Genomic DNA, 22,442 nt, shown 5'->3' on the forward strand with positions numbered 1-22,442 from the left:
CCATGTCGAAAACGTTCGTCGGCGCGCGGCTGCGACAGTTGCGCACCGAACGCAAGATGAGCCAGGTCGCGCTTGCCGGTCAGCTCCAGATCTCGGCCAGCTACCTCAACCAGATCGAGCACGACGTGCGCCCGCTCACCGTCCCCGTGCTTCTTCGCATTTCCGAGGTATTCGGCGTCGACACATCCTTCTTCTCTTCCGAGGACGACACCCGCCTGGTGGCAGAACTCCGGGAGGTCGCGCTCGATCAAGACATGGGCATCGTCGCCGACGCCCACGAGATCGCCCAGATGGTGTCCTCACATCCGCAGCTGGCACGGGCCATGGTCAACATGCACCGCCGCTACCGGAACACGACGGCTCAGCTGGCGGCGGCCACCGAGGAACGGTTCAGCGACGGCAGTGGCAGTGGTGCGATCAGCAAACCTCACGAGGAGGTACGCGACTACTTCTACCAGCGTCAGAACTATCTCCACGAGTTGGACGCTGCGGCCGAAGAACTGACCTCCCGCATCAGATTTCACCGCGCGGACATCGCAGGTGAAATCGCCAAGCGTCTGCAATCGGTGCACGAGGTGAAGATCGTCAACCGGATCGACCTCGGCGAGAACGTACTGCACAGGTTCGATCCGAACACGCGACTTCTCGAGATCTCGCCGCACCTGTCCGGTGGTCAGAAGATGTTCAAGTTCGCCGCCGAACTCGCGTACCTCGAGTGCGCCGACCTACTCGACAAGATGGTCGACGAGGGAGGATTCACGAGTGAGGAGTCGAGGAAGCTGGCAGTCCTCGGATTCGCCAACTACTTCGCCGCAGCGACGGTCCTTCCGTATCGCCTGTTCCACGACGTGGCAGAGGACTTCAGATACGACATCGAACGACTGTCCGCGTTCTTCTCCGTCAGCTACGAAACGATCTGCCACCGACTCTCGACCCTCCAGCGACCGAATCTGCGCGGTGTACCGTTCTCGTTCGTGCGCGTCGACCGCGCAGGCAACATGTCGAAGCGGCAGTCCGCGACAGGCTTTCATTTCTCGTCGAGCGGCGGCACGTGCCCTCTGTGGAACGTATACGAGACGTTTGCGTATCCGGGCAAGATCATGACTCAGATCGCCGAGATGCCGGACGGTCGCAGCTACCTGTGGATCGCCCGTACCGTCGAACGACGCGCGGCGCGATACGGCCAACCGAGCAAGACCTTCGCCATCGGCCTGGGCTGCGAGATTCGCCATGCGGGCAGACTGGTGTACGCAGACGGGCTCGATCTACACGGTTCTTCGGTAGCAACGCCCATCGGAGCAGGTTGCCGAGTCTGCGAACGCTCCAACTGCCCGCAGCGCGCCTTCCCTCCCCTGGGCAAGGCGCTCGACATCGACGAACACCGCAGCTCGGTGTCCCCGTATCTGGTCCGCTGATTTCACCCGCTTTTCATCTTTCCGCGGCGGCGCCGGCCATGGACCATCATCTGATGGGACACGAGAAAGCCACCGACAAGAAACGCAGCCTGATCGACGCCTTCCTCGAATCCCCGTTGTCGGGGCTCGCGCCGTGGATCGCGATGTCGCTCATCGTCGGGCCCGGAAGGTTCGAGGAGGCCGCGAGCATTGCCCTTGGCATGTCGGTGCTGTTCATCGTCCTCGGCCACCGGCACGGCGGCCGGGTCAAGAAGATGGAACTGTTCGACGTCGGGTATTTCGCGATCATCTCGGGCATCGGGCTCTTCGCCACGGCAGGGATGATCGCGTGGATGGAACTGTGGTCGGGCGAAATGACCAACATCGCGCTCGTGGTGTTCGCGTTCGGCTCGATACTGCTGCGCAATCCGTTCACGCTCGAGTACGCGAAGGAACAGGTGGAGGAGGAAGTCTGGGACACTCCGCTGTTCCGAAAGGTCAACTACCGCATCACGCTCGCATGGGCACTCGCGTTCAGCTTCTCCGCACTGGCAGGTCTGTACGGGGTCATCGTGTTGGATACCTCGGACAACTTCTGGACCGGGTGGATCCTGCAGATCGGCGCCATGCTGTTCGCCGTCGCGTTCACCGAGTGGTATCCGGATGTGGCTCCGAACAAGGCGGCGATGGCCGCGGGCATACCTACGGACCCGCCACTTCCGCTGATCGAATTGTTCAACTGGATCCCGGCATTCATCGGGATCGTAGGTCTGTCGCTTCTCATCACCGACTCGGGACCCCTGTGGCTCGGAATCACCCTGATCGTCGTCGGCCTCGTGGGCTTCATGGGGGTCCGCAAACTCAGCGCGCACTCGAGCCCGCAGGCAACCACCGCGCGGTGACGCCCTCCATCTCACTCTCGAAGGAACGCCCCGGCTGCTGCGAAAGCCCGCGCTCGTCGAGCCAGGGTCGGCGGCGCCGCTGGCTTGCCCTCCCACAATCGATACAACGTCGACATGCTCAGGATGAGCCGCTCCGGCGAGTCCCATGCAGCGAACTGCTCGAACTCCTTCGACCGCATCATGTTTCGAGCCGCGTGGGGTGCCTCGACGCCCGCATCGAAGTGTTCGCGGCCGGCCGTGTCCGCCCAGTTCCAGTAGTCACGCAACGCGGCGATCTCGGTCGTTCCACACACCGGACCGTGTCCCGGCACGTACACCTTCGCGTCGAGAGACAGCAGGTGGTCGAGGGCGTCGATCCAGTTGCCGAGCGGACCGTGCCACAGGATCGGCGTGGACCCGATGAACAACAGGTCGCCGGTGAACACGACGCCGGCGTCGGGCACGTGCGCGACGAGGTCTCCGACGGTGTGCGCCGGACCGAGATACCTCAGCTGCACCTCCCTGCCACCGACGGCGATCGTCTCGGTCACGTCGAAGGTGTGGTCCGGCATCCTCGGTGTCTTCCGAGGGAAGGTGGCGCCGCCTCGGACACGGTTCATATAGCCGCCCATCGCACCGACGGGTCCTGGCACCCACCTCACGAGCGCCCCCAGCGAAGCGAACGCGTGCACTCCCGACGGCGGCGTCTCTTCCTTCATCGCGTGCAGCGACGCCGAACTCGTCGTGATCCGAGCGTCGGCCGGGACGGTGTCGTTGCCCCACCAGTGATCTCCGTCGGAATGCGTGTTGACGACTTCGGTGATCGGCGCGTCGCGTACCAATGCCGCAGTCTCGGCTGCCGTCCGCTCTGCACGGTCGACGTCCCATACCGTATCGATCACCATCGACGCCGAACCAGGATCGACGAGAAGACCGGTGTTGGTCTGCCCCCAGCCCCCCGGCTCCCACAGAAACGCCCAGATGCCGTCGCCGATCTGCGTCGGTCCCTTCCCCACACTCATGGCACGACGGTACCGGTGTCGTCAACCGACACCAACCGCGACTACACACACCACTTCGTCCTGTCCTGTTGCAATCGAATCGACATATTGTCGGGTAGCGAAGATCACTCGGCGGGTGCACGCTGTGCAGAACCGAAAATGTGTGTCGAAGATGGGATGAACACGATGACTGTGCAGGTCCTGCAGAACTACATCGGTGGACAGTTCGTGACGCCCTCGGGCAGTGAGCTTCTCGATGTTGTGAACCCCGTCGACGAACAGGTGGTCGCCAGATCCCCGATTTCCGACGCAGCCGACGTCGACGCGGCCATGACTGCGGCCCGCGAGGCCTTCACTACGTGGGGCAAGACGACGCCCAGTGCGCGCCAGAAAGTTCTGTTGAAACTGGCCGACGCCATCGAAGCCGCGAGCGACGAGTTGGTAGAGGCGCAGAGCCGCAACACAGGGCAGCCGAAGGCGACCATCGCGGCCGAGGAGATCACCGTCGGCGCCGACCAGGTCCGCTTCTTCGCGGGCGCAGCGCGCATGTTGGAAGGAAAGTCCGCGGGCGAGTACATGGACGGTTTCACGTCCTACGTCCGACGTGAGCCACTCGGCGTCGTCGGCCAAGTGACGCCGTGGAACTACCCGTTCATGATGGCCATCTGGAAGATCGGTCCCGCACTCGCGGCGGGAAACACCATCGTTCTCAAGCCGAGCGACACAACGCCCGAAAGCACGCTCGTGCTGGCCAGAATTTCCAAGGGCATCATTCCCGACGGTGTGTTCAACGTCGTTCTCGGCAACGGCGGCACCGGTGCGGCCATCGTCGATCACAAGACTCCTGCGTTGGTGTCCATCACCGGCTCGGTGCGCGCAGGTATAGCGGTGGCAGTCGGTGCGGCCAAGGAGCTCAAACGCGCTCACCTCGAGCTCGGCGGCAAGGCACCTGCAGTGGTGTTCGACGACGTCGACATCGCGAAGGCAGCGGACGGCATCGGTGACGCGGCATTCTTCAACGCCGGTCAGGACTGCACCGCCGTCACGCGAGTGCTGGTACACGAATCCGTGCACGACCAGCTCGTCGATGCGTTGGTTGCCAAAGCGAAGTCGGTGAAGGTGGGCCTCCCCGACGATCCCGACACGTTCTACGGACCCCTCAACAACGTGAACCACTTCGGCCAGGTCAAGGCCAAGGTCGAGGGAATCGGCCCGCACGCCACCATCGCCACCGGCGGCAAGCGCATCGGCGACACCGGTTTCTTCTTCGAGCCCACCATCATCACCGGCGTGAAGCAATCCGACGCCATCGTCCAAGAAGAAACCTTCGGGCCGGTGCTGACGGTCCAGAAGTTCACCGACGAAGACGAGGCAATCCGCCTCGCGAACGACGTCGACTTCGGACTCGCGTCGAGCGTCTGGACCTCCGATCACAGCCGGAGTCTTCGCCTTTCGGCCGCGCTCGACTTCGGCTGTGTGTGGGTCAACTGTCACATCCCACTCGTCGCCGAGATGCCGCACGGCGGATTCAAGTACTCCGGTTACGGCAAGGATCTCTCGGCTTACGGCGTGGAGGACTACACCCGCATCAAGCACGTCATGAGCTCGACGGATTCCATCGCATGACCTTTCACCCATTGGACCCCCTGTCCTCCGACGAATTCAGCTCGGTAGCAGCAACACTCGCGCGGGACCACGCCGTCGGGGACGGTTGGCGGTACGCCTCGATCGAAATGATCGAACCGTCGAAGGCCGAGATCGCGGCATTCGACGCCGATGGCACGGTGCCGGCCCGACGGGCCGTGACGGTGGTGTTGAACCGGACCGACAACACGACGTTCAAGGCCGTCGTATCGCTCGACGAACTCGTCATCGAGTCCTGGACGCATATCCCGGACGTGCAGGCGAACTTCACCGTCGACGAGTGGGAAGAAGCGGATGCCGTGCTACGTGCGCATCCCGACGTCATTGCCGCTCTTGCAGATCGAGGCATCACCGACCTGGACATGGTGTTCATGGACACGTGGACCTACGGCGAGGCGGTGACTCCCGACAAGTACAAGGGTCGACGCCTCGGCTGGTCCGATACCTGGGTCAAGGCCGCGGCGGGCGCCAATCCATACGCCGGACCGGTGGGCGGTTTCCACTGCGTCATCGACGTCAACACGATGGAACTGCTCGAGATCGAGGACACCTACCGTGTCGAGCGACCGGAGATCATGGGCGAGTACGTTCCACGGCACATTCCGGAGCGAATCAGGAACTCGAGCACGAGGCCGCCGCTGAAACCCCTCGAGATCACTCAACCCGACGGACCGTCGTTCGAGCTCGACGGCAACAAGTTGACGTGGCAGAACTGGTCCCTTCGCGTGGGGTTCAACTACCGCGAGGGTATGACGCTGCACGCGGTCACGTACAACGACAACGGCAACGTGAGGTCCGTTGCCAATCGAATATCGTTCGCGGAGATGGTCGTTCCCTATCGTGATCACACCGAGGACCACTACCGTCGTACTGCGTTCGACATCGGCGAATGGGGTCTCGGTTTCATGACCACCTCACTCGAACTCGGATGCGACTGTCTCGGTGAGATCCGGTACCTCGACGCGGTGCTGCACAACAGCAAGGGGGAGCCGTACACGATCACCAACGCGATCTGCATCCACGAGGAAGACAACGCGGTGCTGTGGAAGCACGTCGATCACGACGCCGGCGCCGAGGTCCGGCGTATGCGACGGCTGACGGTCAGTTTCCACGCCACCGTGGCGAACTACGAGTACCTCGTCTACTGGCGCTTCTACCAGGACGGCAACATCGAGTGCGAGGTCCGTGCGACGGGCATCATGGTGGTCACCCACTTCGAAGAAGGCGGCACCCACCCGTCGGGAACGCTGGTCGACAACCGGACCTATGCGCCCTACCACCAGCACTTCCTGGTCGCACGGCTCGATCTCGACATCGACGGCACCGAGAACACCGTCTATGCCAGTGAGACGAAACAGGTTCCGATGGGCCCGGACAATCCGTACGGGCTCGCCCTGACACAGCTCAACACCCCGCTGACGACCGAGTCCGAGGGCAAGCAGGACTACGACTGGCACACGCAGAAGGCGTGGAAGGTCGTCAACGACAACGTGACCAACGGTCTCGGTACCCATCCGGCGTACAAGCTCGTGCCCGGCGCCGCGATCCCATCGATGTTCGACCCGGCGTCGCCGGTGTTCCAACGCGCTCAGGTTATCGGTCACACCGTGTGGGTGACGCCCAATTCACCCGACGAGCGTTGGCCCAGTGGCGAATTCGTCAACCAGAGTGGCGTCGACCACGGCCTTCCCGAGTGGACCGAGGCGGACCGGCCCATCGAGAACACCGATGTCGTGCTCTGGTACACCTTCGGGATCCACCACATCACCCGCCCCGAGGACTGGCCGGTGATGCCCGCGGACACGGTCTCGTTCTGGCTCAAACCGTTCGGCTTCTTCGATCGGAACCCATCCCTGGACGTGGCGCCCTCACCTGCCAAGAGTTGTCACACCGACCCCGACAGTTCGTGCCACTAGAGATTCACAGCACTAGAGAGGCCGCACCATGCGCCTGATCGTCGGATACCAAGCCACGCCCAGCGGAGAGGACGGTATCGCTCTCGCCGCGATACTTGCCCGCACGTTCAACGCTACGTTGGACATCTGCATCGTGCTTCCGTGTGAACGGCCGGTGCCGTCGAAAGCACCGGTCGAGGTCGCCTACGACGACATTCTCGTTCAGCAGGCGACGGAGTGGCTCGCCGAGGCAATGGCGCTCGTGCCCGACGACATCGAGGCCGAGGGGCGACTGCTGTTCGACGAGTCCTTCGCTCAGGGCCTCATCGACATCGCCACCGAGCGCGACGCCGACATGATCGTCGTCGGCGCGGCCAGCGACGGCCTCCTCGGCAGGCACGCGATCGGCAGCGTCACCAGCGAGCTGTTGCACGTGGCCCACGTTCCGTTGGCGCTCGCACCCCGGGGCACGCGACACAGCCAGGTCGAAAGGTTACGAGGGATCACCTGCGCCGTCGGAAACCGTCCTGGCGCCGAGGTATTGACCGACACGGCATTCGAACTGAGCACCGAGGCCCTCCTCCCCCTGCGCCTCGTCTCTCTCGTGTCGATCGACAGCCGCGCAGCAGGTGAGGACACCCGCACTCGCGCCGCTCGCGAACGCGACATGGCCAAGGCCGACGACAACCTCCGAAAGGCGTTCGAATCGCTGCCGTCGCGCACCGAAGTGGAGTCGATCGTCGCCGAGGGCAACGGGATCGAGAAGGCCGTCTCGTCGCTGGAATGGCACGACGGTGACGTTCTGATGGTCGGGTCGAGCAGACTCGGTCAGCCACGACGGTTGTTCCTCGGCTCCACCGCAGCGAAGATCCTGCGTGTTCTTCCCGTCCCGATGATCGTGGTACCACGCGGAGTAGGAGATCGATCATGAAGGAGCACTACGATGTTCAGGTCGAATCCAAAGGTCTGTCCGCCGGTCAACTCGGACTGCTCGCCAGCGTCGTCCTCGGCATCTCCACTATCGCGCCCGCGTATGCGCTGACGGCGTCCCTCGGGCCGACAGTGTCCGAGGTCGGGGTCAACCTGCCAGCGATCTTCATCGTCGGATTCATCCCGATGTTGTTGGTAGCACTGGGATATCGCGAGCTGAACTCCGCCGAACCCGACAGCGGTACGTCGTTCACCTGGGCGTCCAAGGCTTTCGGTCCATACATCGGCTGGATGGGCGGTTGGGGCCTTATCGCCGCGACCATCATCGTCCTGTCGAATCTCGCGGGCGTCGCAGTCGACTTCTTCTACCTCTTCCTCGCCCAGGTCACCAGCAACGATTCGCTCGCGGACCTGTCGAGCAACAAGCTTGTCAACATCATCACGTGCTTGGCCTTCATGGCGTTGGCCGCGTGGATCTGCTACCGCGGCATGCAGGAGACCAAGAAAGTGCAGTACACGATGCTGTCGTTCCAGCTCGTGGTCATGGCGTGGTTCATCATCGCCGCGTTCGTGAAGATCGGACAGGGCGAGGGCGCCGACGACATCAGCTTCAGCCTCGACTGGTTCGACCCGTTCGGTATCGAGAGTTTCTCGGCCTTCACGGCGGGGCTGTCACTCTCGATCTTCATGTACTGGGGCTGGGACGTCTGCCTGACGGTCAACGAGGAGACGGCGGGCAGCGAGAAGATTCCGGGACGCGCCGCGATCGTGACCGTATTCTTCATCATCGTCCTGTACTTGCTGACGGCGGTTGCGACGCTTCTGTTCGCAGGAACCGGCGACACCGGCAACGGACTGCAGAATCCGGACACCACAGACAACGTCTTCGCCGCGTTGGCAGGTCCGGTGATGGGCCCGTTCGCGGTCCTGCTGTCCCTCGCAGTCCTCGGAAGCTCGGCGTCCTCGCTACAAGCGACCTTCATCTCCCCCGCCCGCACGTTGCTGGCAATGGGTCACTACCAGGCCATCCCGAAACGCTTCGCCTCGATCACCCCACGGTTCAGCACCCCGGGTTTCGCGACGATCGTCGCCGGCGTCGCATCGGCCGGGTTCTACGCGGTTATGCGTGTTGTGAGCGACAACGTGCTCACCGACACCATTGCAGCCCTTGGTCTGATGATCTGTTTCTACTACGGCATAACGGCTTTCGCGTGTGTCTGGTATTTCCGAGAGGAGCTGTTCACCTCGGTGCGGAACTTCTTCTTCAAGTTCCTCGCTCCCCTGCTCGGCGGGATCGGCATGGCGGTCGTGTTCGTGCAGACCTCGGTCGACGCGTGGGACCCGGAGTTCGGCAGCGGTTCGTCACTGTTCGGCATCGGCATGGTGTTCCTCATCGGCGTCGGCATCATCGCCCTCGGAGTCGTTCTGATGTTCGTCATCGCCATCCGCATGCCCGAGTTCTTCAAGGGTCGAATCCTGAAGAAGGACACCCCGGTGCTCGTCATCGACGACTGAGCAGGACTCCACGTTCGTCCCGCAGGAGGAGTGAACAGCACAGCACCTACACAAGACTTGGCCGGAGATGCCGGGGATGGGCGGCATCGAAGCCAAGCGGCTGTAGCAGCTACCGAGGATCGAGTCCCGCCAGGAGTGCCCGCAGCCCGAACTCGAAAGCGTCCTCGGACCGTGCTGCACGAGTTCCAGCGGTACGGGCAATGGTGTCCAAGGCTGCCCGGAACTCCGCTCCGACCTCGTCGCTCGTTTCCCAGGGGGCCTCCGGGGCAGCGAGATCGAGCGCCGAACCCAGGACATAGCTGTCCAACACGGTGATGATGCGCAGAACATCCGCCGGTACGAATCCTGCCTCGGACAAGATCCGAGCCATCGTGTTGTACATCCCGAACGCAGCGCTGCTGTTCACCGCCTGGGCCGTCAGTAGCGGGATCAGCCGTGGATAGCGGCCGTAGCTGTCTCGGTACCCGCGCGCTATCTGTGCGAGCGCCTCGCGCCACGGTGCGCCGACCTCCGGCATATCAACCTCGGACATTGCCCGTCCCCGCAGCAGCTCGACGATCTCGTCGCGTCCAGACACATGGTTGTACAGCGAGGACGGACTGACCTTCAGCTTCTTGGCCAGCTGCGGCATGGTGAACCCACCGGACTCTTCGACGAGAGTCAGGGCCGCCGTCGTGATGCGATCGACGTCGAGAAGTGGAGCCGACGGTCGTCCCACAGCATTTCTCCCGTATCTGTTGCGTTCGAAGCAGACATCCACGATACTTAACGAATCACATTCGTTTTAACAGGAGTCCACATGCAGACCCTCACGGATCTCACCGCAGCCGAGCCTTTGACCCGCACCGCCCCGACGGACCGCGCACCCTTGCGCGTCGGGCTCGTGCAACACCGATGGATACCCGACGCCGCCCAGTTGCGCCGCGAACTTCTCGACGCCATCGCCTCGGCTGCAGACCAGGGCGCCCAGGTCGTATTCCTCCCCGAGATCGCGCTGCTGCGCTACCCGGCCGACACGCGTGCGTCGGACAATCCCGGCCGTGACGCCGAGGATCTGCTGACCGGACCCACGTTCTCGCTGGCCGCCGAGGCCGCACGTGGACACGGCATCGTCGTCCATGCGTCGTTGTACGAAAAAGCCGAGGAAGCAGACGGTCTCGGGTTCAACACCGCGATCATGGTCGGACCGACGGGCGAGTTGCTGGCACGCACTCGCAAGCTCCACATCCCAATTTCGGCCGGATATTACGAGGACACCTACTTCCGGCCCGGCCCGGCCGACGACCCCTATCCCGTCTACGCTCCAGAAGAGCTCGGCGGAGCCCGAGTGGGCCTGCCCACCTGCTGGGACGAGTGGTTCCCCGAGGTCGCGCGGAGCTATTCACTCGGCGGCGCAGAGATACTGGCGTATCCGACGGCCATCGGTTCCGAACCGACGTTCCCGAAGTTCGACACTCAGCCGCTGTGGCAGCAGGTCATCGTCGCCAACGGAATCTCGAGCGGACTGTTCATGGTGGTGCCGAACCGCTGCGGCGACGAGGGCGCGATCACGTTCTACGGATCCTCGTTCATCTCCGACCCGTACGGACGCATCCTCGTTCAGGCTCCCCGAGACGAACCGGCAGTGCTCGTCGCCGATCTCGACCTCGACCAGCGTCGGGAATGGTTGGAGCTCTTCCCGTTCCTCCTGACACGCCGACCCGACACGTACGACAGGTTGACCGAACCCGTAGACACCTCGCGCCCCTACGGCGACGGCCACGCCGCGACGGCGGTCGTGAAATGAGCACGGCTGCACCGCGATACCTGATGCCCGCCGAGACTGCACCACAGGACAGGGTATGGATGGCGTTCCCGTGCGAGGGCTATTCGCTCGGCGACGACGAGAAGGACAAAGACGAAGCACGATCGACGTGGGCCGCCGTCGCACACGCCATCGCGAAGTTCGAGCCGGTCACCGTCGTCGTCGATCCGAACGAGGTGTCCATCGCCCGCACCTACCTCTCCATCGACATCGACATCGTCGAAGCGCCGTTGAACGACGCCTGGATGCGCGATATCGGGCCGACCTTCGTCCACACCGAGGACGGTTCCGTGGCGGCGGTGGACTGGGTGTTCAACGGCTGGGGTGCACAGGATTGGGCTCAGTGGGACAAGGACTCTCGCATCGGCGAGTTCGTGTCCGGCCTTTCCGGCGTTCCGCGGATCGCATCGAATCTGGTCAACGAGGGTGGCGGGATTCAGGTCGACGGAACGGGAACCGTATTGGTCACGGAGACAGTACAGTTGGATCCCGGCCGTAACCCCGGCCTCACCAAGACCGACGTCGAGGCCGAACTCGCGCGGACGATCGGTGCGAAGCACGTCATCTGGCTGCCGCGCGGATTGACGCGTGACTCCGAAAGATTCGGCACCCGAGGACACGTCGACATCGTTGCATCTATCCCGACGCCCGGGACCGTCATGGTGCACGTTCAGCGCGATCCGTCGCACCCGGATTTCGAGGTGAGCAGGCTCGTCCTCGAGGTGCTACGCGCCTCCCACGACGGTCACGGCAACGAGTGGAAAATTGTCGAGATGCCCGCTCCGGCAACGCTGTCCGATTCCGAGGGATTCGTCGACTACAGCTACATCAACCATCTCGTGGTCAACGGTGGTGTCATCGCGTGTAGCTATGATGATCCAGTCGACGCGGAGGCCGTATCGATTCTGCAGCAGGTGTATCCGGGACGCGAGGTCGTGACGGTCGATGCGCGTCCACTGTTCGCGCGTGGCGGCGGAATTCACTGCATTACCCAGCATCAACCGTCGAGGCGGTAGAGCTCTGCCTAGACCTCTTCGTTCTCGAACCGCGCGTTGCGACGACGCATGTACCAAATCGCCGCGCCGACCGCGCCGCCGCCGACGATGCCACCGACGGCTCCCCCCACCCAGGTGGATGGTTCCGAATACACCTCCGGCTGCAACGTGACGAGCACACTGATAGCTCCGACGGCAACGAGCAGACCGACCACGATTCCGCGCACCCGACCCATCCTGGCCGCGGTGTACAGATTGACCCCGCGTGCCGCCGAGTAACCCATCGTCGCGCAACCGACGACCGTGGCGGCGACGAGCAGGCCCAGTCCGATCCACGCTCCCGTCTGTCCGGACGCCCATGGAAGCACTGCGGCAGCAATCAGAATCGACCAGTAGAACAACTGAAACCCTATGGCGGAGGATTCGTTCCAGACATCCCGCTGGCGCTCGTCGTCGTAGAACTCGTCGTCCAGATCGCCCACGAACCGCATCGCCTTGATGAACATGGCCTTGATGAACGCACTCATGAAAGATCAGCCTTCCTTGTCGAGTTCGACGAGTTCTGCCTGTTCTGCGGCGGCTTCGTCCTCGCGGTCGAGCCGCCGCTTGCGCGCCAATCCGATCGCGCCGCACGACAGTCCGATCGCAGCGCCGCCCGCCATCGCGACAGCCAACAATGCACCGTTCCCGACGTCGCGGAACAGCAAGTTCACCACCGCGCCGGCTCCTCCGACAAGGTAGAGACCGACAACGAGCGCAATGCGTGGGCGAGCCAATTTCTGAGACGTGTACATGTCCAGCCCGCGGGATCGCGAGTAGGCGAGCACTGCGAACGAGATGGTCAGGTAGACGACGATAATCCCGACGGCGATCCAGCTACCTGTCCGTCCGGCGACCCAGGGCAACACTGCACCCGCCAGGAGCGACGCCCAGATGAAAAGCTGAAACCCGACGGCGGATGCCTCGTTCCAGACATCTCGCTGACGCTCGTCGTCGTAGAACCCGTCGTCCAGATCGCCGACGAACCTCATCGACTTGGTGAAGATACTCATGGTCGTCACTCCCCTGACTCATGTGTGGGTGCGAACAGCGCTTCGACGGTGGTACCCAAGGCCGTCGCGAGGTTCAGCGCCAGGTAAACGCTCGGCGCATAGTCACCGCCTTCGACGGAGACGATGCTCTGCCTACTGACCCCGCAGGCCTTTCCCAGCTCGGCCTGCGTCAGCCGCGCAGCCTTGCGATAGTCACGCACCGCATTGGTTCTGGGCGCGTTGGTCATGACAAAAGTCAAGCCGACTTGTCATAAAATGTCAACCCTACTTGTCATAGCTCGGTGCGCTGCTGCGATATACCCCCCGGTTGTGCGCCTGCGGCCCGCCTCAGCGCACAACCGGGGAGTAAGTCCTCACAGCAGCCCGAATAGCTGGCGCAGCAGCATGTTTACCGCGCGGTAACGTCCGAAACGAACTCGTCATCGTGCAACATACCCGCGCAATACTTCCCCTTTACTGTCTGCAATCGCGAATACAACCCCGTATACAAGCGAAAGGGCGCCAGATGCCTGCTCTTCCTTCTAGTAAGTTCGCCACGCGCGCGCTGGTTGCTCCGGCCGCGCTGGCAATGGTCGGTTTGGCACTCACCGCGTGCGGTAGCAAGGCCAGTGACACAGCTTCCGGTGACGGTGGAACAGCTGCCGAGTCCTGCGTCGACACCTCGGGCGACACCATCAAGGTCGGATCGCTCAACTCGCTGTCCGGCACCATGGCCATCAGCGAAGTGACAGTGCGTGATTCGATCGCTCTTGCCGTCGAGGAGATCAACGCTGCCGGGGGCGTCAACGGTAAGCAGATCGAGGTCGTGGCCGAGGACGGCGCTTCCGAACCGACCATATTTGCGGAGAAGGCAGAGAAGCTGATCAGCAGCGATTGTGTCGCAGCAGTATTCGGCGGCTGGACCTCCTCCTCGCGCAAGGCCATGCTCCCGGTCTTCGAGGACAACGACGCGCTGCTGTACTACCCCGTCCAGTACGAGGGCCTCGAGGCTTCGGACAACATCTTCTACACCGGCGCCACCACGAACCAGCAGATCATCCCCGCGTTGGACTACCTCAAGGAACAGGGAGTGACGTCCCTGTACCTGGTCGGTAGCGACTACGTCTTCCCGCAGACCGCCAACCGCGAGATCAAGGCATACGCGGAGGCCAACGGTATCGAGATCAAGGGCGAGGACTACACCCCGCTCGGCTCGACGGACTTCTCCACGATCGTCAACAAGGTCCGCTCCGCCGACGCCGATGCAGTGTTCAACACCCTCAACGGTGACTCCAACGTCGCGTTCTTCCGCGAGTACACCAACGCTGGACTCAATGCCGCTGATATGCCGGTCATTTCGGTGTCCATCGCCGAGGAAGAGGTCGCAGGCATCGGCGCCCAGAACATCGCGGGCCAGCTGACCGCCTGGAACTACTACCAGACCGTCGACACGCCGGAGAACAACAAGTTCGTGGCCGACTACAAAGCCAAGTACGGCGCCGACAAGCCGACCTCGGATCCGATGGAAGCTGCCTACACCTCGGTCTACCTATGGAAGAACACCGTCGAGAAGGCAGACTCGTTCGCGGTCAGTGACATTCAGGCTGCTGCCGACGGCGTCAGCTTTGCCGCGCCCGAGGGTGAGGTCGTCATCAACGGCGACAACCACCACATCAGCAAGACCGCGCGCATCGGCGAGATCCGCCCGGACGGCCTGATCTACACCATCTGGGAATCCCCGGCGCCGATCGAGCCCGATCCGTTCCTGGAGACCTACGACTGGGCCGCCGACCTCAACTGACCAGCCGCTCCGCTCCAGTGGCACGGTTGAGTGCACCCCAATGCACTTAACCGTGCCACTGGCGGAGCCGCATCCTAAGAAGGAGCCTCACATGGATGTCGTAGTCGGGCAGCTGTTCACCGGCCTCAGTATCGGATCGATTCTCTTGCTCGCCGCTCTGGGACTTTCGCTGACGTTCGGTCAGATGGGCGTCATCAACATGGCCCATGGTGAATTCATCATGGCCGGTTCGTACACCGCATACGTCGTACAGCAAGTCGTCTCGACCGGCGGCGCGTCGCTGTTCATCTCACTGATCGTCGGATTTCTCGTCGGCGGCGCCATGGGCGTCCTGCTCGAGGTCACTCTGATCCAGCGCATGTACCACCGTCCACTGGACACGCTGCTCGTCACGTTCGGCGTCGGGCTCGTGCTGCAACAGCTCGCGCGCGACATCTTCGGAGCTCCCGCAGTCAACGTCGTCTCCCCCGGTTGGTTGTCCGGCGGCGTCGAGATCCTCGGGGCCGTGGTCCCGAAGACCCGCATCTTCATTCTCGTTCTCGCCATAATCTGTGTTGTCGCATTGTCGTTCGCACTCAAGACGACTCCGATGGGCCGCCGCATCCGAGCGGTAGTGCAGAATCGCGATCTCGCCGAAACCTCCGGCATCTCGAGCCGCAAGACCGATATCTCGACGTTCTTCATCGGCTCGGGTCTCGCCGGAGTCGCGGGCGTCGCGCTGACGCTCATCGGATCCACGAGCTCCACCGTCGGCCAGAGCTACCTGATCGACGCCTTCCTGGTGGTCGTCGTCGGCGGACTCGGCCAGATCAAGGGTGCTGTCATCGCAGCGTTCGCACTCGGCACCATCAACTCGTTCATCGAATACAGCACCACGGCGTCCATCGCCAAGGTCATCGTGTTCGTGTTGATCGTGATCTTCCTCCAAGCCCGCCCGCAAGGCCTGTTCGCGGTCAAGACAAGGAGTTTGGTATGAGTACCTTCATCGCGAAGCGCGGTGCCTGGTTGGGCTTTGCCCTTGCGGCCATCCTCCTGTTCGCCGTCGCGCCTGCCGTTCTCAGCGAGTTCCGGCTCAATCTCCTCGGTAAGTTCATCTGCTACGCCATCGTCGCCGTCGGTATCGGATTGGCCTGGGGCCGAGGCGGAATGCTCACCCTCGGGCAGGGCGTGTTCTTCGGACTCGGCGCCTACATCATGGCGATGCATCTCAAGATCGCCGACGCCGAGATCCGAGGTGACGACGTACCGGACTTCATGTCGATCGCCGGCATCCGTGAACTGCCGTCGTACTGGGTTCCGTTCACCTCCCCGTTCGTCACCGTCCTCGGCATTCTCTTCGTGCCCGCTCTCGTCGCGTTGGTCCTCGGTCTCGGTGTCTTCAAACGTCGGGTCAAGGGTGCATACTTTGCCATCCTCAGTCAGGCACTCGCGGCCGCGTTCGCGATCCTGCTGATCGGCCAGCAGAGCACTGGAGGGTCCAACGGACTCAACAGGTTCCGCACCTTCTTCGGGTTCAACCTCAACGATCCTGCCAACAAGCAGATGCTGTTCTTCATTGCCGCCGGTGTGCTGCTCGTCGTCGTCGCCATCACTCGCCAGCTGATGTACTCACGTTACGGCGAACTGCTCGTTGCAGTCCGTGACCAGGAAGAGCGCGTCCGCTTCCTCGGCTACGACCCTGCGAACGTGAAGATCGTCGCGTACGTGACCGCTGCGTTCTTCGCTGGACTCGCCGGTGCGCTGTTCGTACCGATCGTCGGAATCGTATCTCCCAACGACGTCGGCATCGTCCCGTCCATCGCGTTCCTCATCGGAGTCGCTATCGGTGGCCGCACGACTCTGCTCGGACCGGTCCTCGGTGCGCTGGGAGTTGCGTGGGCGCAGACCACACTGTCCGAACAGTTCCCGTCGGGCTGGACCTACGCGCAAGGCCTGCTGTTCATCGTCGTCGTCGGATTCTTTCCTGCCGGTGTCGCCGGCTTGTTCGCATTGCGCAGACGCAAGAAAGCGGACGAACCTCCCCTCGTGGTCGATGTCGAAGAGAAAGAGCTGGTCAAATGATTCACATCGACAACCACCAGCCGACGTTCGGTGGAAACGCCGGCATGTCGAGCCAATACCTCGAAGTTCGCGGGCTCACGGTCAGTTTCGACGGTTTCAAAGCGAACACCGACGTGAATCTCACCCTCATGCAGGGCGACCTGCGGTTCCTCATCGGCCCGAACGGCGCCGGCAAGACAACGCTGATCGACGCCATCACCGGACTCGTGCCGGCAACGGGGTCGGTCACCAAGTCAGGCGTCGAATTGCTCGGTAAGAAGGTGCACCAGATCGCGCGCCTCGGCGTCGGTCGAACATTCCAGACTGCCAGCATCTTCGAGCAGCTGACCGTGCTCCAGAACCTCGATATCGCGGCAGGCTCCGGGCGGTCGATGATGACGATGCTGCGCAAGCGCAAGGCCGTCAGCGACGAGATCGAGGAAGCACTCGAGACCATCGGCCTGACGAAGGAGCGCGACAAGCCGGCGGGAATCCTCGCGCACGGTCAGAAGCAATGGCTGGAAATCGGAATGCTGCTGGTACAGAACGCAGATGTGCTTCTTCTCGACGAACCGGTTGCAGGAATGAGCCACGAGGAACGCGAAGAGACCGGTGAGTTGCTGCGCCGTATCGGCGGGGAGCGCACAGTGGTCGTCGTCGAACACGACATGGACTTCATGCGGGCGTTCGCCACCTCCGTCACCGTCCTCGCAGGCGGCAAGGTCCTCTCCGAGGGAACCGTGGCCGAGGTGCAGGCGGATCCCAAGGTCCAGGAGGTCTACCTCGGTACAGCCGCAGCCGGTGAAGAGCTCGAGCAGATCGCTGAAGAGAGTGCCGAGACCCCCCAAGGAGACAGCCATGCTTGAACTCGTCGACGTGCGCACCGGTTACGGCCGCAGCGAAGTCATCCACGGCGCTTCCCTCACCGTGCCGGCGGACGGCGTCGCCGCCGTCATGGGGCACAACGGCGCCGGCAAGACGACGCTCCTCCGGGCTGCTGTCGGTCTACTCAAGGTCACCTCCGGCAAGGTCATCTTCGACGGTGAAGACGTCAGTGCGCTTCGTCCGAGTGCACGGGTCGCGCGGGGGCTTGCGTACGTCCCGCAGGGGCAGCAGTCGTTCGGGCAGCTCACCACGGCCGAGAATCTCCAGGTCGTCGCCGACGGTCGTAAACGTGGGAAGGCGTTGATCGACGAGGCCCTCGACCTCTTTCCGGCATTGAAGGAGCTGTTGACCCGTCGCGCCGGATTGCTGTCCGGTGGCCAGCGTCAGCAGCTCGCCATTGCCCGAGCATTGATCACCGAACCGAAAATGCTGATTCTCGACGAGCCCACCGAGGGGATTCAGCCCTCCGTCGTCGCCGAGATCGAACGCACGATCCTCGATCTCACCCAGCGCGGTGGACTCGGCGTGCTTCTGGTGGAACAGCACATCGGTTTCGCACTCGAGTCGGCCCAGAACTACTACATCCTCGAAGCCGGGCGGATCACCTCGAGCGGAGCAGGCGGCACCGATTCCGAGGCCGACGTACGCGCAGCGATGGCGATCTGATCGCGCTTGTCATGCCGCGCAAGGACCTTCGAGAGAAGGTGTACATTTCGCTGCGCCGAGATCTGATCTCCGGCGCGATCACCGCCACCGAACGACTCGGCGAGGAACGCCTTGCAGACCTGTACGGCGTCTCGCGCACTCCGGTGCGCGAGGCGCTCGCACGACTACAGGCCGACGGTCTAGAGCGTGTCTCCCAAATTTGAGAGGTGCTGTCAGCGATGATATTTCGATGACGCGCGTGGGAGTGATCAGTGACGAGTTCTGGGAGATCGTCGAGCCAGTGATACCCACCGACGTGGGAAAACGTGGGCGGCGGTTCGCCGAGCACCGGCGAATTCTGGAGGGCATCGCATACCGATTCCGTACCGGGTGTCCGTGGCGAGATCTGCCGGAGGACTTCGGTCCGTGGCAGACGGTGTGGAAACGCCACCACCGATGGTCCTTCGATGGCACCTACGACGAGATGCTTGCCGCGGTGGCCGAGGTGTTCGGTCTCGACCCGGAAGAACTCGACGGCGATATCGGGGCGGTGCTCTCGATCGACTCGACCAGCGTCCGGGCGCATCAGCATGCGGCCGGTGCGCGAGCCGACACTCTCACAGGGGGCCTTGTCGAATTACAAGAAATCCGTCGACGAACCCGCTGACCACGCGCTGGGTCGATCTCGCGGAGGATTCACCACGAAGATCCATGCACTGACCGACCTGACGTGCTCGCCGGTGACGATGCTGCTGACCGGTGGGCAAGCCGGGGACAATCCACAGTTGGTGCCGTTGCTCGATGCCCACCGAGCTGCCGGTGGGGACCAGGACTACCGATTGCTCGCCGACAAGGCGTACACCCATCCCAGTACCCGCACCGAACTGCGTCGCCGCAAGATCAAACACACCATTCCCGAGCGCAGCGACCAGAAGCAGCGACGGGCCGACAAGGGGTCCGCCGGTGGTCGTCCACCGGGTTTCGATCCGACGATGTACAAGCACCGCAACACCGTCGAGCGTGGCTTCGGGCGGCTCAAACAGTGGCGTGGTGTGGCCACTCGATATGACAAGTACGCCATGACATTCCTCGGGGGCGTTGTCCTGTGCGCGGCAGTTCTGCACTCCCGCAACCACAACCACCGCCCGGCGATGAAAACGAAAACGGACCCAATTTAAGAGACACGCTCTAGTCATACGAAGCGAAGACGGGCTGCACCCATATCGACCACGCGTAGACGACCTCGCCGGGCTGTACGAGCTCAGGCGCACCCTCGAGTCCCGCGGCATCGTCCGCGCCATGGAGGATTCCACCGTTCAGCACAATCGGCGGTCCATCGAGGACGAAGTGAACAGTTGGCGGCAACTGCTCGACTCCTCTTTCGAATCCACCGATGTGGTCTTGATGGACGAGCGCTTTCACACGACGTTGCTCGCCGCATCGGGAAATTCTGCGCTCACCGACGCTCTCCGTGCCGTCAATGCAAAGGTCCGTCCGGTCCGCATGCTCGGGCCGATGTCCCCGGAGGACTTTCGCGAACAGATCGGTGAGCACATCGGCATCGGCGAACTCCTGCTCGACGGCAAACTAGGCGACGCACTGTCCGCACTCGAGGCACACATCGATTCCTCGCGAGACCGTGTCATCGCGCGAGCCGAGCAGGCAGCGTCGTTGGCTGGTGCGGTGCGAACCTGAGCGGCTCCGCCGCAGTAACACGGAGCGGCTCCGCCGCAGCGACACGAGGCGGCTCCGCCGCAGTGGCATGGTTATGTATGTTCCAGCACACTCAACCGTGCCACTGCGTCGCGGAGCGACGTCAATTCTGCTCCGAGAGAATCCGATCGATGTCGTCGAGCACCGCCAGCCCACCCTTCGGCCCGACGCCGGTGATCCAGTACGACTGATCGACCGCATGCGGGTTCGGTAGAGCTGCCGCATTGTCGCTGATCGTTTCGGGTATCGCTGCGGGGTCGGACGGGTCGACCGAGGTCACGACAATCAGATCCGCCCGTGCCTCCCCGGCCAGTTCCGGGGACAGATCTATCGAGATCTCCTCGGCCCATTCCGGCCGCGGCGGCGTCGTGAATCCCGCACATTCGAGGGTGCTGCCCGCGAACGACGACGGTCCGTACAGGGTCAGCTCACCGTTTCGCGGCCGGATCAGCTGCGCGGTACGGCCTTCGGTCGCGTGTTCTTCGGCGACTTCAGAGCACCGCGCGTCGTAGTCGCCGAGCAGATCCTCGGCGCTCCCCTCTTTGCCGAGCACACGTCCGACGAAACGAACGTTGTCCTTCCACGGGTCCGATTGCGACTTCATGAACACCGTCGGGGCAATGCCCGCCAGCTGGTCGTAGAACTTGCCGTGCCGAGTCTCGGTGCCGAGGATGAGATCCGGCTGCAACGCTGCGATCGACTCGATACGCGGGTCGGTGACAGAACCGACCATCTCGATGCTCACAGCCTCGTCGCCGAGATAGCCAGGCACACCGGCGGCCTCACTGAGTACGGCAGTGCCGACGGGAACGACACCGAGCGCAACAGCGGTGTCGAGTTCCAACGGTTCCAAAGTGACGATTCGAAGCGCCGAATCCGGGACGTCGACGGTTCCGCGGACGGTCTCGATCGATCGGGTGGCACCGTCGCCCTCGCCGACATTCGCCGAACTACAGCCGCTGACCCCGGCTGCCACCGTGAGCGCAACCGCCAGAAGCCCGAGAGCCGGTTTGAACGTGACCACCGTCGTAACCTCCATGCATTCGACCGTCGAGGTCATTGAATATCGAACTTGAAGGTTAGCCTAACCACAATCAGGCTCTGCAGAGGCGTACTACTCGGCTCCCGATCCCACGTCACAGCGCTGTTCGGACCACTTGCCCCGCTTTACTGATACTTTGAACTTGAGACCGATCACGCTGGGAGAACCAATTGACAACCGCGCCGGACCGCACCCGTATCGAGTTCCCCGACATCAGTTCTCGCACGTGGGAGCACCCGTCGGACCGAGCAGCACTGGTCACCCTTCGCACTCTCAAGGGTTTCGACACCGTCTTGCGAACACTGTCGGGTCTGCTTCGCGAACGGCAGCACCGTCTGATGTACCTCGCGACGGCCGTGCGCGTCGACGAGCGGCAATTCAAGGATCTCGACGATCTACGCAGCGATTGCGTGCGGATTCTCGGCGCCGACGAGACCCCGGAAATGTTCGTCATGCAGTCGCCGATGGTCAACGCGTTCACGATCGGTATGGATCGCCCGTTCATCGTCGTCACGACCGGCTTGCTCGACATCATGACCTACGAGGAGCAGCGTTTCGTCGTCGGCCACGAGCTCGGCCATGCACTCTCCGGTCACGCGGTCTACCGCACCGTGCTGATGCACCTGATGCGACTGGCCGGCACCATCGGTTGGATTCCGGTGGGTGGTTGGGCGCTACGCGCAATAATCGCAGGGCTGATGGAATGGCAACGAAAGTCCGAGTTGTCGGGCGACAGAGCCGGTTTGCTGTGCGGCCAGGATGTGCACACTGCAATTTGCGTCCAGCTCAAGTTGGCGGGTGGTGCACGCATCAGCGAGATCGACGTCGACGCCTTCCTCGCGCAGGCAGCCGAGTACGAATCCAGCGGGGATCTACGCGACGGTGTGCTCAAGCTCCTCAACATCGAGTTGATGGCACACCCGTTCTCGGTCCTGCGCGCCGCGGCGTTGAAGAAGTGGGTCGACAGCGGTGAATACGCGGCGGTTCTTCGAGGCGACTACCCACGAAGGTCGACCGATCACGAGGCCAAGGCGTCCGACGAATTCCGCAACGCCGCCCGATCGTACAAGGCGAACTTCGACACCTCGGAGGATCCGCTGATCAAGACCATCCGCGATCTCGGCAGCGGATTCACCGGAGCCGTGGACGCCGTCGGTAACGGCATCGGCGACGTGGCGTCGGACATCAAGGATCGGTTCGATCACTGGCGCAAGTCCTAGACTCCA

The 22,442-nt window shown here is 62.9% G+C and carries 21 protein-coding genes and 2 pseudogenes; 17 read left to right on the forward strand and 6 right to left on the reverse strand.

Annotated elements, in window-relative coordinates:
• The first annotated feature begins 2 nt into the window (after window positions 1–2).
• Window positions 3–1,415, forward strand: coding sequence for an acetate metabolism transcriptional regulator RamB (gene ramB / locus WDS16_RS17615; RefSeq protein WP_338886493.1), 1,413 nt, complete (start codon window positions 3–5; stop codon window positions 1,413–1,415).
• A 53-nt stretch (window positions 1,416–1,468) separates the two neighbouring features.
• Complete coding sequence (locus WDS16_RS17620; RefSeq protein WP_338886494.1) at window positions 1,469–2,296, forward strand: hypothetical protein; 828 nt, start codon at window positions 1,469–1,471, stop codon at window positions 2,294–2,296.
• Window positions 2,297–2,307: 11 nt separating this feature from the next.
• On the opposite strand, the gene WDS16_RS17625 is transcribed toward WDS16_RS17620, so the two are convergent.
• Window positions 2,308–3,297 carry an MBL fold metallo-hydrolase gene (locus tag WDS16_RS17625; RefSeq protein ID WP_338886495.1) on the reverse strand — a complete coding sequence of 330 codons (990 nt, stop codon included), beginning with the start codon at window positions 3,295–3,297 and terminating at the stop codon, window positions 2,308–2,310.
• Window positions 3,298–3,462: 165 nt separating this feature from the next.
• Here WDS16_RS17625 and WDS16_RS17630 point away from each other — a divergent pair, with 165 nt between their 5' ends.
• From WDS16_RS17630 to WDS16_RS17645, 4 genes are read left to right on the forward strand one after another with little or no spacing between them, the layout of a single operon-like run.
• On the forward strand, window positions 3,463–4,902 hold the full coding sequence (locus WDS16_RS17630; protein WP_338886496.1) for a gamma-aminobutyraldehyde dehydrogenase: 1,440 nt from the start codon (window positions 3,463–3,465) through the stop codon (window positions 4,900–4,902).
• Entirely contained in the window at window positions 4,899–6,836 is a 1,938-nt protein-coding gene (locus WDS16_RS17635; protein WP_338886497.1) for a primary-amine oxidase, read from the forward strand. The genes WDS16_RS17630 and WDS16_RS17635 overlap by 4 nt, the downstream gene beginning before the upstream one ends.
• A gap of 28 nt (window positions 6,837–6,864) precedes the next feature.
• Window positions 6,865–7,746, forward strand: a complete 882-nt coding sequence (locus WDS16_RS17640) for a universal stress protein (RefSeq protein ID WP_338886498.1) — start codon at window positions 6,865–6,867, stop codon at window positions 7,744–7,746.
• A complete protein-coding gene (locus WDS16_RS17645) occupies window positions 7,743–9,260 on the forward strand; it encodes an APC family permease (protein ID WP_338886499.1) in 1,518 nt (505 codons plus the stop codon). The genes WDS16_RS17640 and WDS16_RS17645 overlap by 4 nt, the downstream gene beginning before the upstream one ends.
• A 109-nt stretch (window positions 9,261–9,369) precedes the next feature.
• On the opposite strand, the gene WDS16_RS17650 is transcribed toward WDS16_RS17645, so the two are convergent.
• Window positions 9,370–9,978: a TetR/AcrR family transcriptional regulator C-terminal domain-containing protein gene (locus tag WDS16_RS17650; protein WP_338886500.1), complete on the reverse strand. Its 609-nt coding sequence runs from the start codon at window positions 9,976–9,978 to the stop codon at window positions 9,370–9,372.
• Between the two features lie 81 nt (window positions 9,979–10,059).
• Between WDS16_RS17650 and WDS16_RS17655 the strand changes: the two genes are divergently transcribed.
• Together WDS16_RS17655 and WDS16_RS17660 are read left to right on the forward strand one after the other, a co-directional pair.
• Window positions 10,060–11,046, forward strand: a complete 987-nt coding sequence (locus WDS16_RS17655) for a nitrilase-related carbon-nitrogen hydrolase (protein ID WP_338886501.1) — start codon at window positions 10,060–10,062, stop codon at window positions 11,044–11,046.
• Window positions 11,043–12,080, forward strand: coding sequence for an agmatine deiminase family protein (locus tag WDS16_RS17660; protein ID WP_338886502.1), 1,038 nt, complete (start codon window positions 11,043–11,045; stop codon window positions 12,078–12,080). Before WDS16_RS17655 ends, WDS16_RS17660 begins: the two co-directional genes overlap by 4 nt.
• 8 nt (window positions 12,081–12,088) lie before the next feature.
• On the opposite strand, the gene WDS16_RS17665 is transcribed toward WDS16_RS17660, so the two are convergent.
• The 3 genes from WDS16_RS17665 to WDS16_RS17675 are packed head-to-tail and all read right to left on the reverse strand — an operon-like array spanning window position 12,089 to window position 13,338.
• Window positions 12,089–12,586, reverse strand: coding sequence for a DUF2029 domain-containing protein (locus WDS16_RS17665; RefSeq protein WP_338886503.1), 498 nt, complete (start codon window positions 12,584–12,586; stop codon window positions 12,089–12,091).
• A 6-nt stretch (window positions 12,587–12,592) separates the two neighbouring features.
• Window positions 12,593–13,111 (reverse strand): hypothetical protein, encoded by a 519-nt coding sequence (locus WDS16_RS17670; RefSeq protein WP_338886504.1) that lies wholly within the window; start codon window positions 13,109–13,111, stop codon window positions 12,593–12,595.
• Between the two features lie 5 nt (window positions 13,112–13,116).
• The gene (locus WDS16_RS17675) at window positions 13,117–13,338 is read right to left on the reverse strand and encodes a helix-turn-helix transcriptional regulator (protein WP_338886505.1); all 222 of its coding nucleotides are present in this window, start codon (window positions 13,336–13,338) and stop codon (window positions 13,117–13,119) included.
• 278 nt (window positions 13,339–13,616) lie between these two features.
• Between WDS16_RS17675 and urtA the strand changes: the two genes are divergently transcribed.
• The 8 genes and pseudogenes from urtA to WDS16_RS17715 all read left to right on the forward strand — a co-directional run bounded on the left by urtA (window position 13,617) and on the right by WDS16_RS17715 (window position 20,156).
• Entirely contained in the window at window positions 13,617–14,891 is a 1,275-nt protein-coding gene (urtA, locus tag WDS16_RS17680; RefSeq protein ID WP_338886506.1) for an urea ABC transporter substrate-binding protein, read from the forward strand.
• A gap of 91 nt (window positions 14,892–14,982) precedes the next feature.
• Entirely contained in the window at window positions 14,983–15,867 is an 885-nt protein-coding gene (urtB, locus tag WDS16_RS17685; protein ID WP_338886507.1) for an urea ABC transporter permease subunit UrtB, read from the forward strand.
• Window positions 15,864–16,952, forward strand: coding sequence for an urea ABC transporter permease subunit UrtC (gene urtC / locus WDS16_RS17690; RefSeq protein WP_338886508.1), 1,089 nt, complete (start codon window positions 15,864–15,866; stop codon window positions 16,950–16,952). Before urtB ends, urtC begins: the two co-directional genes overlap by 4 nt.
• Window positions 16,949–17,797, forward strand: a complete 849-nt coding sequence (gene urtD, locus WDS16_RS17695) for an urea ABC transporter ATP-binding protein UrtD (RefSeq protein ID WP_338886509.1) — start codon at window positions 16,949–16,951, stop codon at window positions 17,795–17,797. Before urtC ends, urtD begins: the two co-directional genes overlap by 4 nt.
• Entirely contained in the window at window positions 17,790–18,482 is a 693-nt protein-coding gene (gene urtE / locus WDS16_RS17700) for an urea ABC transporter ATP-binding subunit UrtE (protein WP_338886510.1), read from the forward strand. The genes urtD and urtE overlap by 8 nt, the downstream gene beginning before the upstream one ends.
• Window positions 18,483–18,493: 11 nt before the next feature.
• Window positions 18,494–18,664, forward strand: a pseudogene (locus tag WDS16_RS17705) (GntR family transcriptional regulator); the annotation flags it as partial.
• 47 nt (window positions 18,665–18,711) lie between these two features.
• Window positions 18,712–19,639: pseudogene (locus tag WDS16_RS17710) on the forward strand (IS5 family transposase).
• A gap of 121 nt (window positions 19,640–19,760) precedes the next feature.
• The gene (locus WDS16_RS17715; protein ID WP_422395684.1) at window positions 19,761–20,156 is read left to right on the forward strand and encodes an FCD domain-containing protein; all 396 of its coding nucleotides are present in this window, start codon (window positions 19,761–19,763) and stop codon (window positions 20,154–20,156) included.
• 121 nt (window positions 20,157–20,277) lie between these two features.
• Here WDS16_RS17715 and WDS16_RS17720 read toward each other — a convergent pair whose 3' ends face one another.
• Window positions 20,278–21,213: an iron-siderophore ABC transporter substrate-binding protein gene (locus WDS16_RS17720; protein ID WP_338886511.1), complete on the reverse strand. Its 936-nt coding sequence runs from the start codon at window positions 21,211–21,213 to the stop codon at window positions 20,278–20,280.
• Between the two features lie 173 nt (window positions 21,214–21,386).
• Here WDS16_RS17720 and WDS16_RS17725 point away from each other — a divergent pair, with 173 nt between their 5' ends.
• A complete protein-coding gene (locus WDS16_RS17725) occupies window positions 21,387–22,436 on the forward strand; it encodes a M48 family metallopeptidase (RefSeq protein WP_338886512.1) in 1,050 nt (349 codons plus the stop codon).
• The last annotated feature ends 6 nt before the right edge of the window (window positions 22,437–22,442 follow it).

The sequence above is a fragment of the Rhodococcus sovatensis genome, assembly GCF_037327425.1.
Lineage (GTDB): Bacteria > Actinomycetota > Actinomycetes > Mycobacteriales > Mycobacteriaceae > Rhodococcoides > Rhodococcoides sovatense.

What these genes read in the sequence shown, in the direction of transcription:
- ramB (WP_338886493.1), top strand. Translation starts at nt 3, where the DNA reads ATGTCGAAAACGTTCGTCGGCGCGCGGCTGCGACAGTTGCGCACCGAA.
- WDS16_RS17620 (WP_338886494.1), top strand. Translation starts at nt 1,469, where the DNA reads ATGGGACACGAGAAAGCCACCGACAAGAAACGCAGCCTGATCGACGCC.
- WDS16_RS17625 (WP_338886495.1), bottom strand. Translation starts at nt 3,297, where the DNA reads ATGAGTGTGGGGAAGGGACCGACGCAGATCGGCGACGGCATCTGGGCG.
- WDS16_RS17630 (WP_338886496.1), top strand. Translation starts at nt 3,463, where the DNA reads ATGACTGTGCAGGTCCTGCAGAACTACATCGGTGGACAGTTCGTGACG.
- WDS16_RS17635 (WP_338886497.1), top strand. Translation starts at nt 4,899, where the DNA reads ATGACCTTTCACCCATTGGACCCCCTGTCCTCCGACGAATTCAGCTCG.
- WDS16_RS17640 (WP_338886498.1), top strand. Translation starts at nt 6,865, where the DNA reads ATGCGCCTGATCGTCGGATACCAAGCCACGCCCAGCGGAGAGGACGGT.
- WDS16_RS17645 (WP_338886499.1), top strand. Translation starts at nt 7,743, where the DNA reads ATGAAGGAGCACTACGATGTTCAGGTCGAATCCAAAGGTCTGTCCGCC.
- WDS16_RS17655 (WP_338886501.1), top strand. Translation starts at nt 10,060, where the DNA reads ATGCAGACCCTCACGGATCTCACCGCAGCCGAGCCTTTGACCCGCACC.
- WDS16_RS17660 (WP_338886502.1), top strand. Translation starts at nt 11,043, where the DNA reads ATGAGCACGGCTGCACCGCGATACCTGATGCCCGCCGAGACTGCACCA.
- WDS16_RS17665 (WP_338886503.1), bottom strand. Translation starts at nt 12,586, where the DNA reads ATGAGTGCGTTCATCAAGGCCATGTTCATCAAGGCGATGCGGTTCGTG.
- WDS16_RS17670 (WP_338886504.1), bottom strand. Translation starts at nt 13,111, where the DNA reads ATGAGTATCTTCACCAAGTCGATGAGGTTCGTCGGCGATCTGGACGAC.
- WDS16_RS17675 (WP_338886505.1), bottom strand. Translation starts at nt 13,338, where the DNA reads ATGACCAACGCGCCCAGAACCAATGCGGTGCGTGACTATCGCAAGGCT.
- urtA (WP_338886506.1), top strand. Translation starts at nt 13,617, where the DNA reads ATGCCTGCTCTTCCTTCTAGTAAGTTCGCCACGCGCGCGCTGGTTGCT.
- urtB (WP_338886507.1), top strand. Translation starts at nt 14,983, where the DNA reads ATGGATGTCGTAGTCGGGCAGCTGTTCACCGGCCTCAGTATCGGATCG.
- urtC (WP_338886508.1), top strand. Translation starts at nt 15,864, where the DNA reads ATGAGTACCTTCATCGCGAAGCGCGGTGCCTGGTTGGGCTTTGCCCTT.
- urtD (WP_338886509.1), top strand. Translation starts at nt 16,949, where the DNA reads ATGATTCACATCGACAACCACCAGCCGACGTTCGGTGGAAACGCCGGC.
- urtE (WP_338886510.1), top strand. Translation starts at nt 17,790, where the DNA reads ATGCTTGAACTCGTCGACGTGCGCACCGGTTACGGCCGCAGCGAAGTC.
- WDS16_RS17715 (WP_422395684.1), top strand. Translation starts at nt 19,761, where the DNA reads ATGGAGGATTCCACCGTTCAGCACAATCGGCGGTCCATCGAGGACGAA.
- WDS16_RS17720 (WP_338886511.1), bottom strand. Translation starts at nt 21,213, where the DNA reads ATGGAGGTTACGACGGTGGTCACGTTCAAACCGGCTCTCGGGCTTCTG.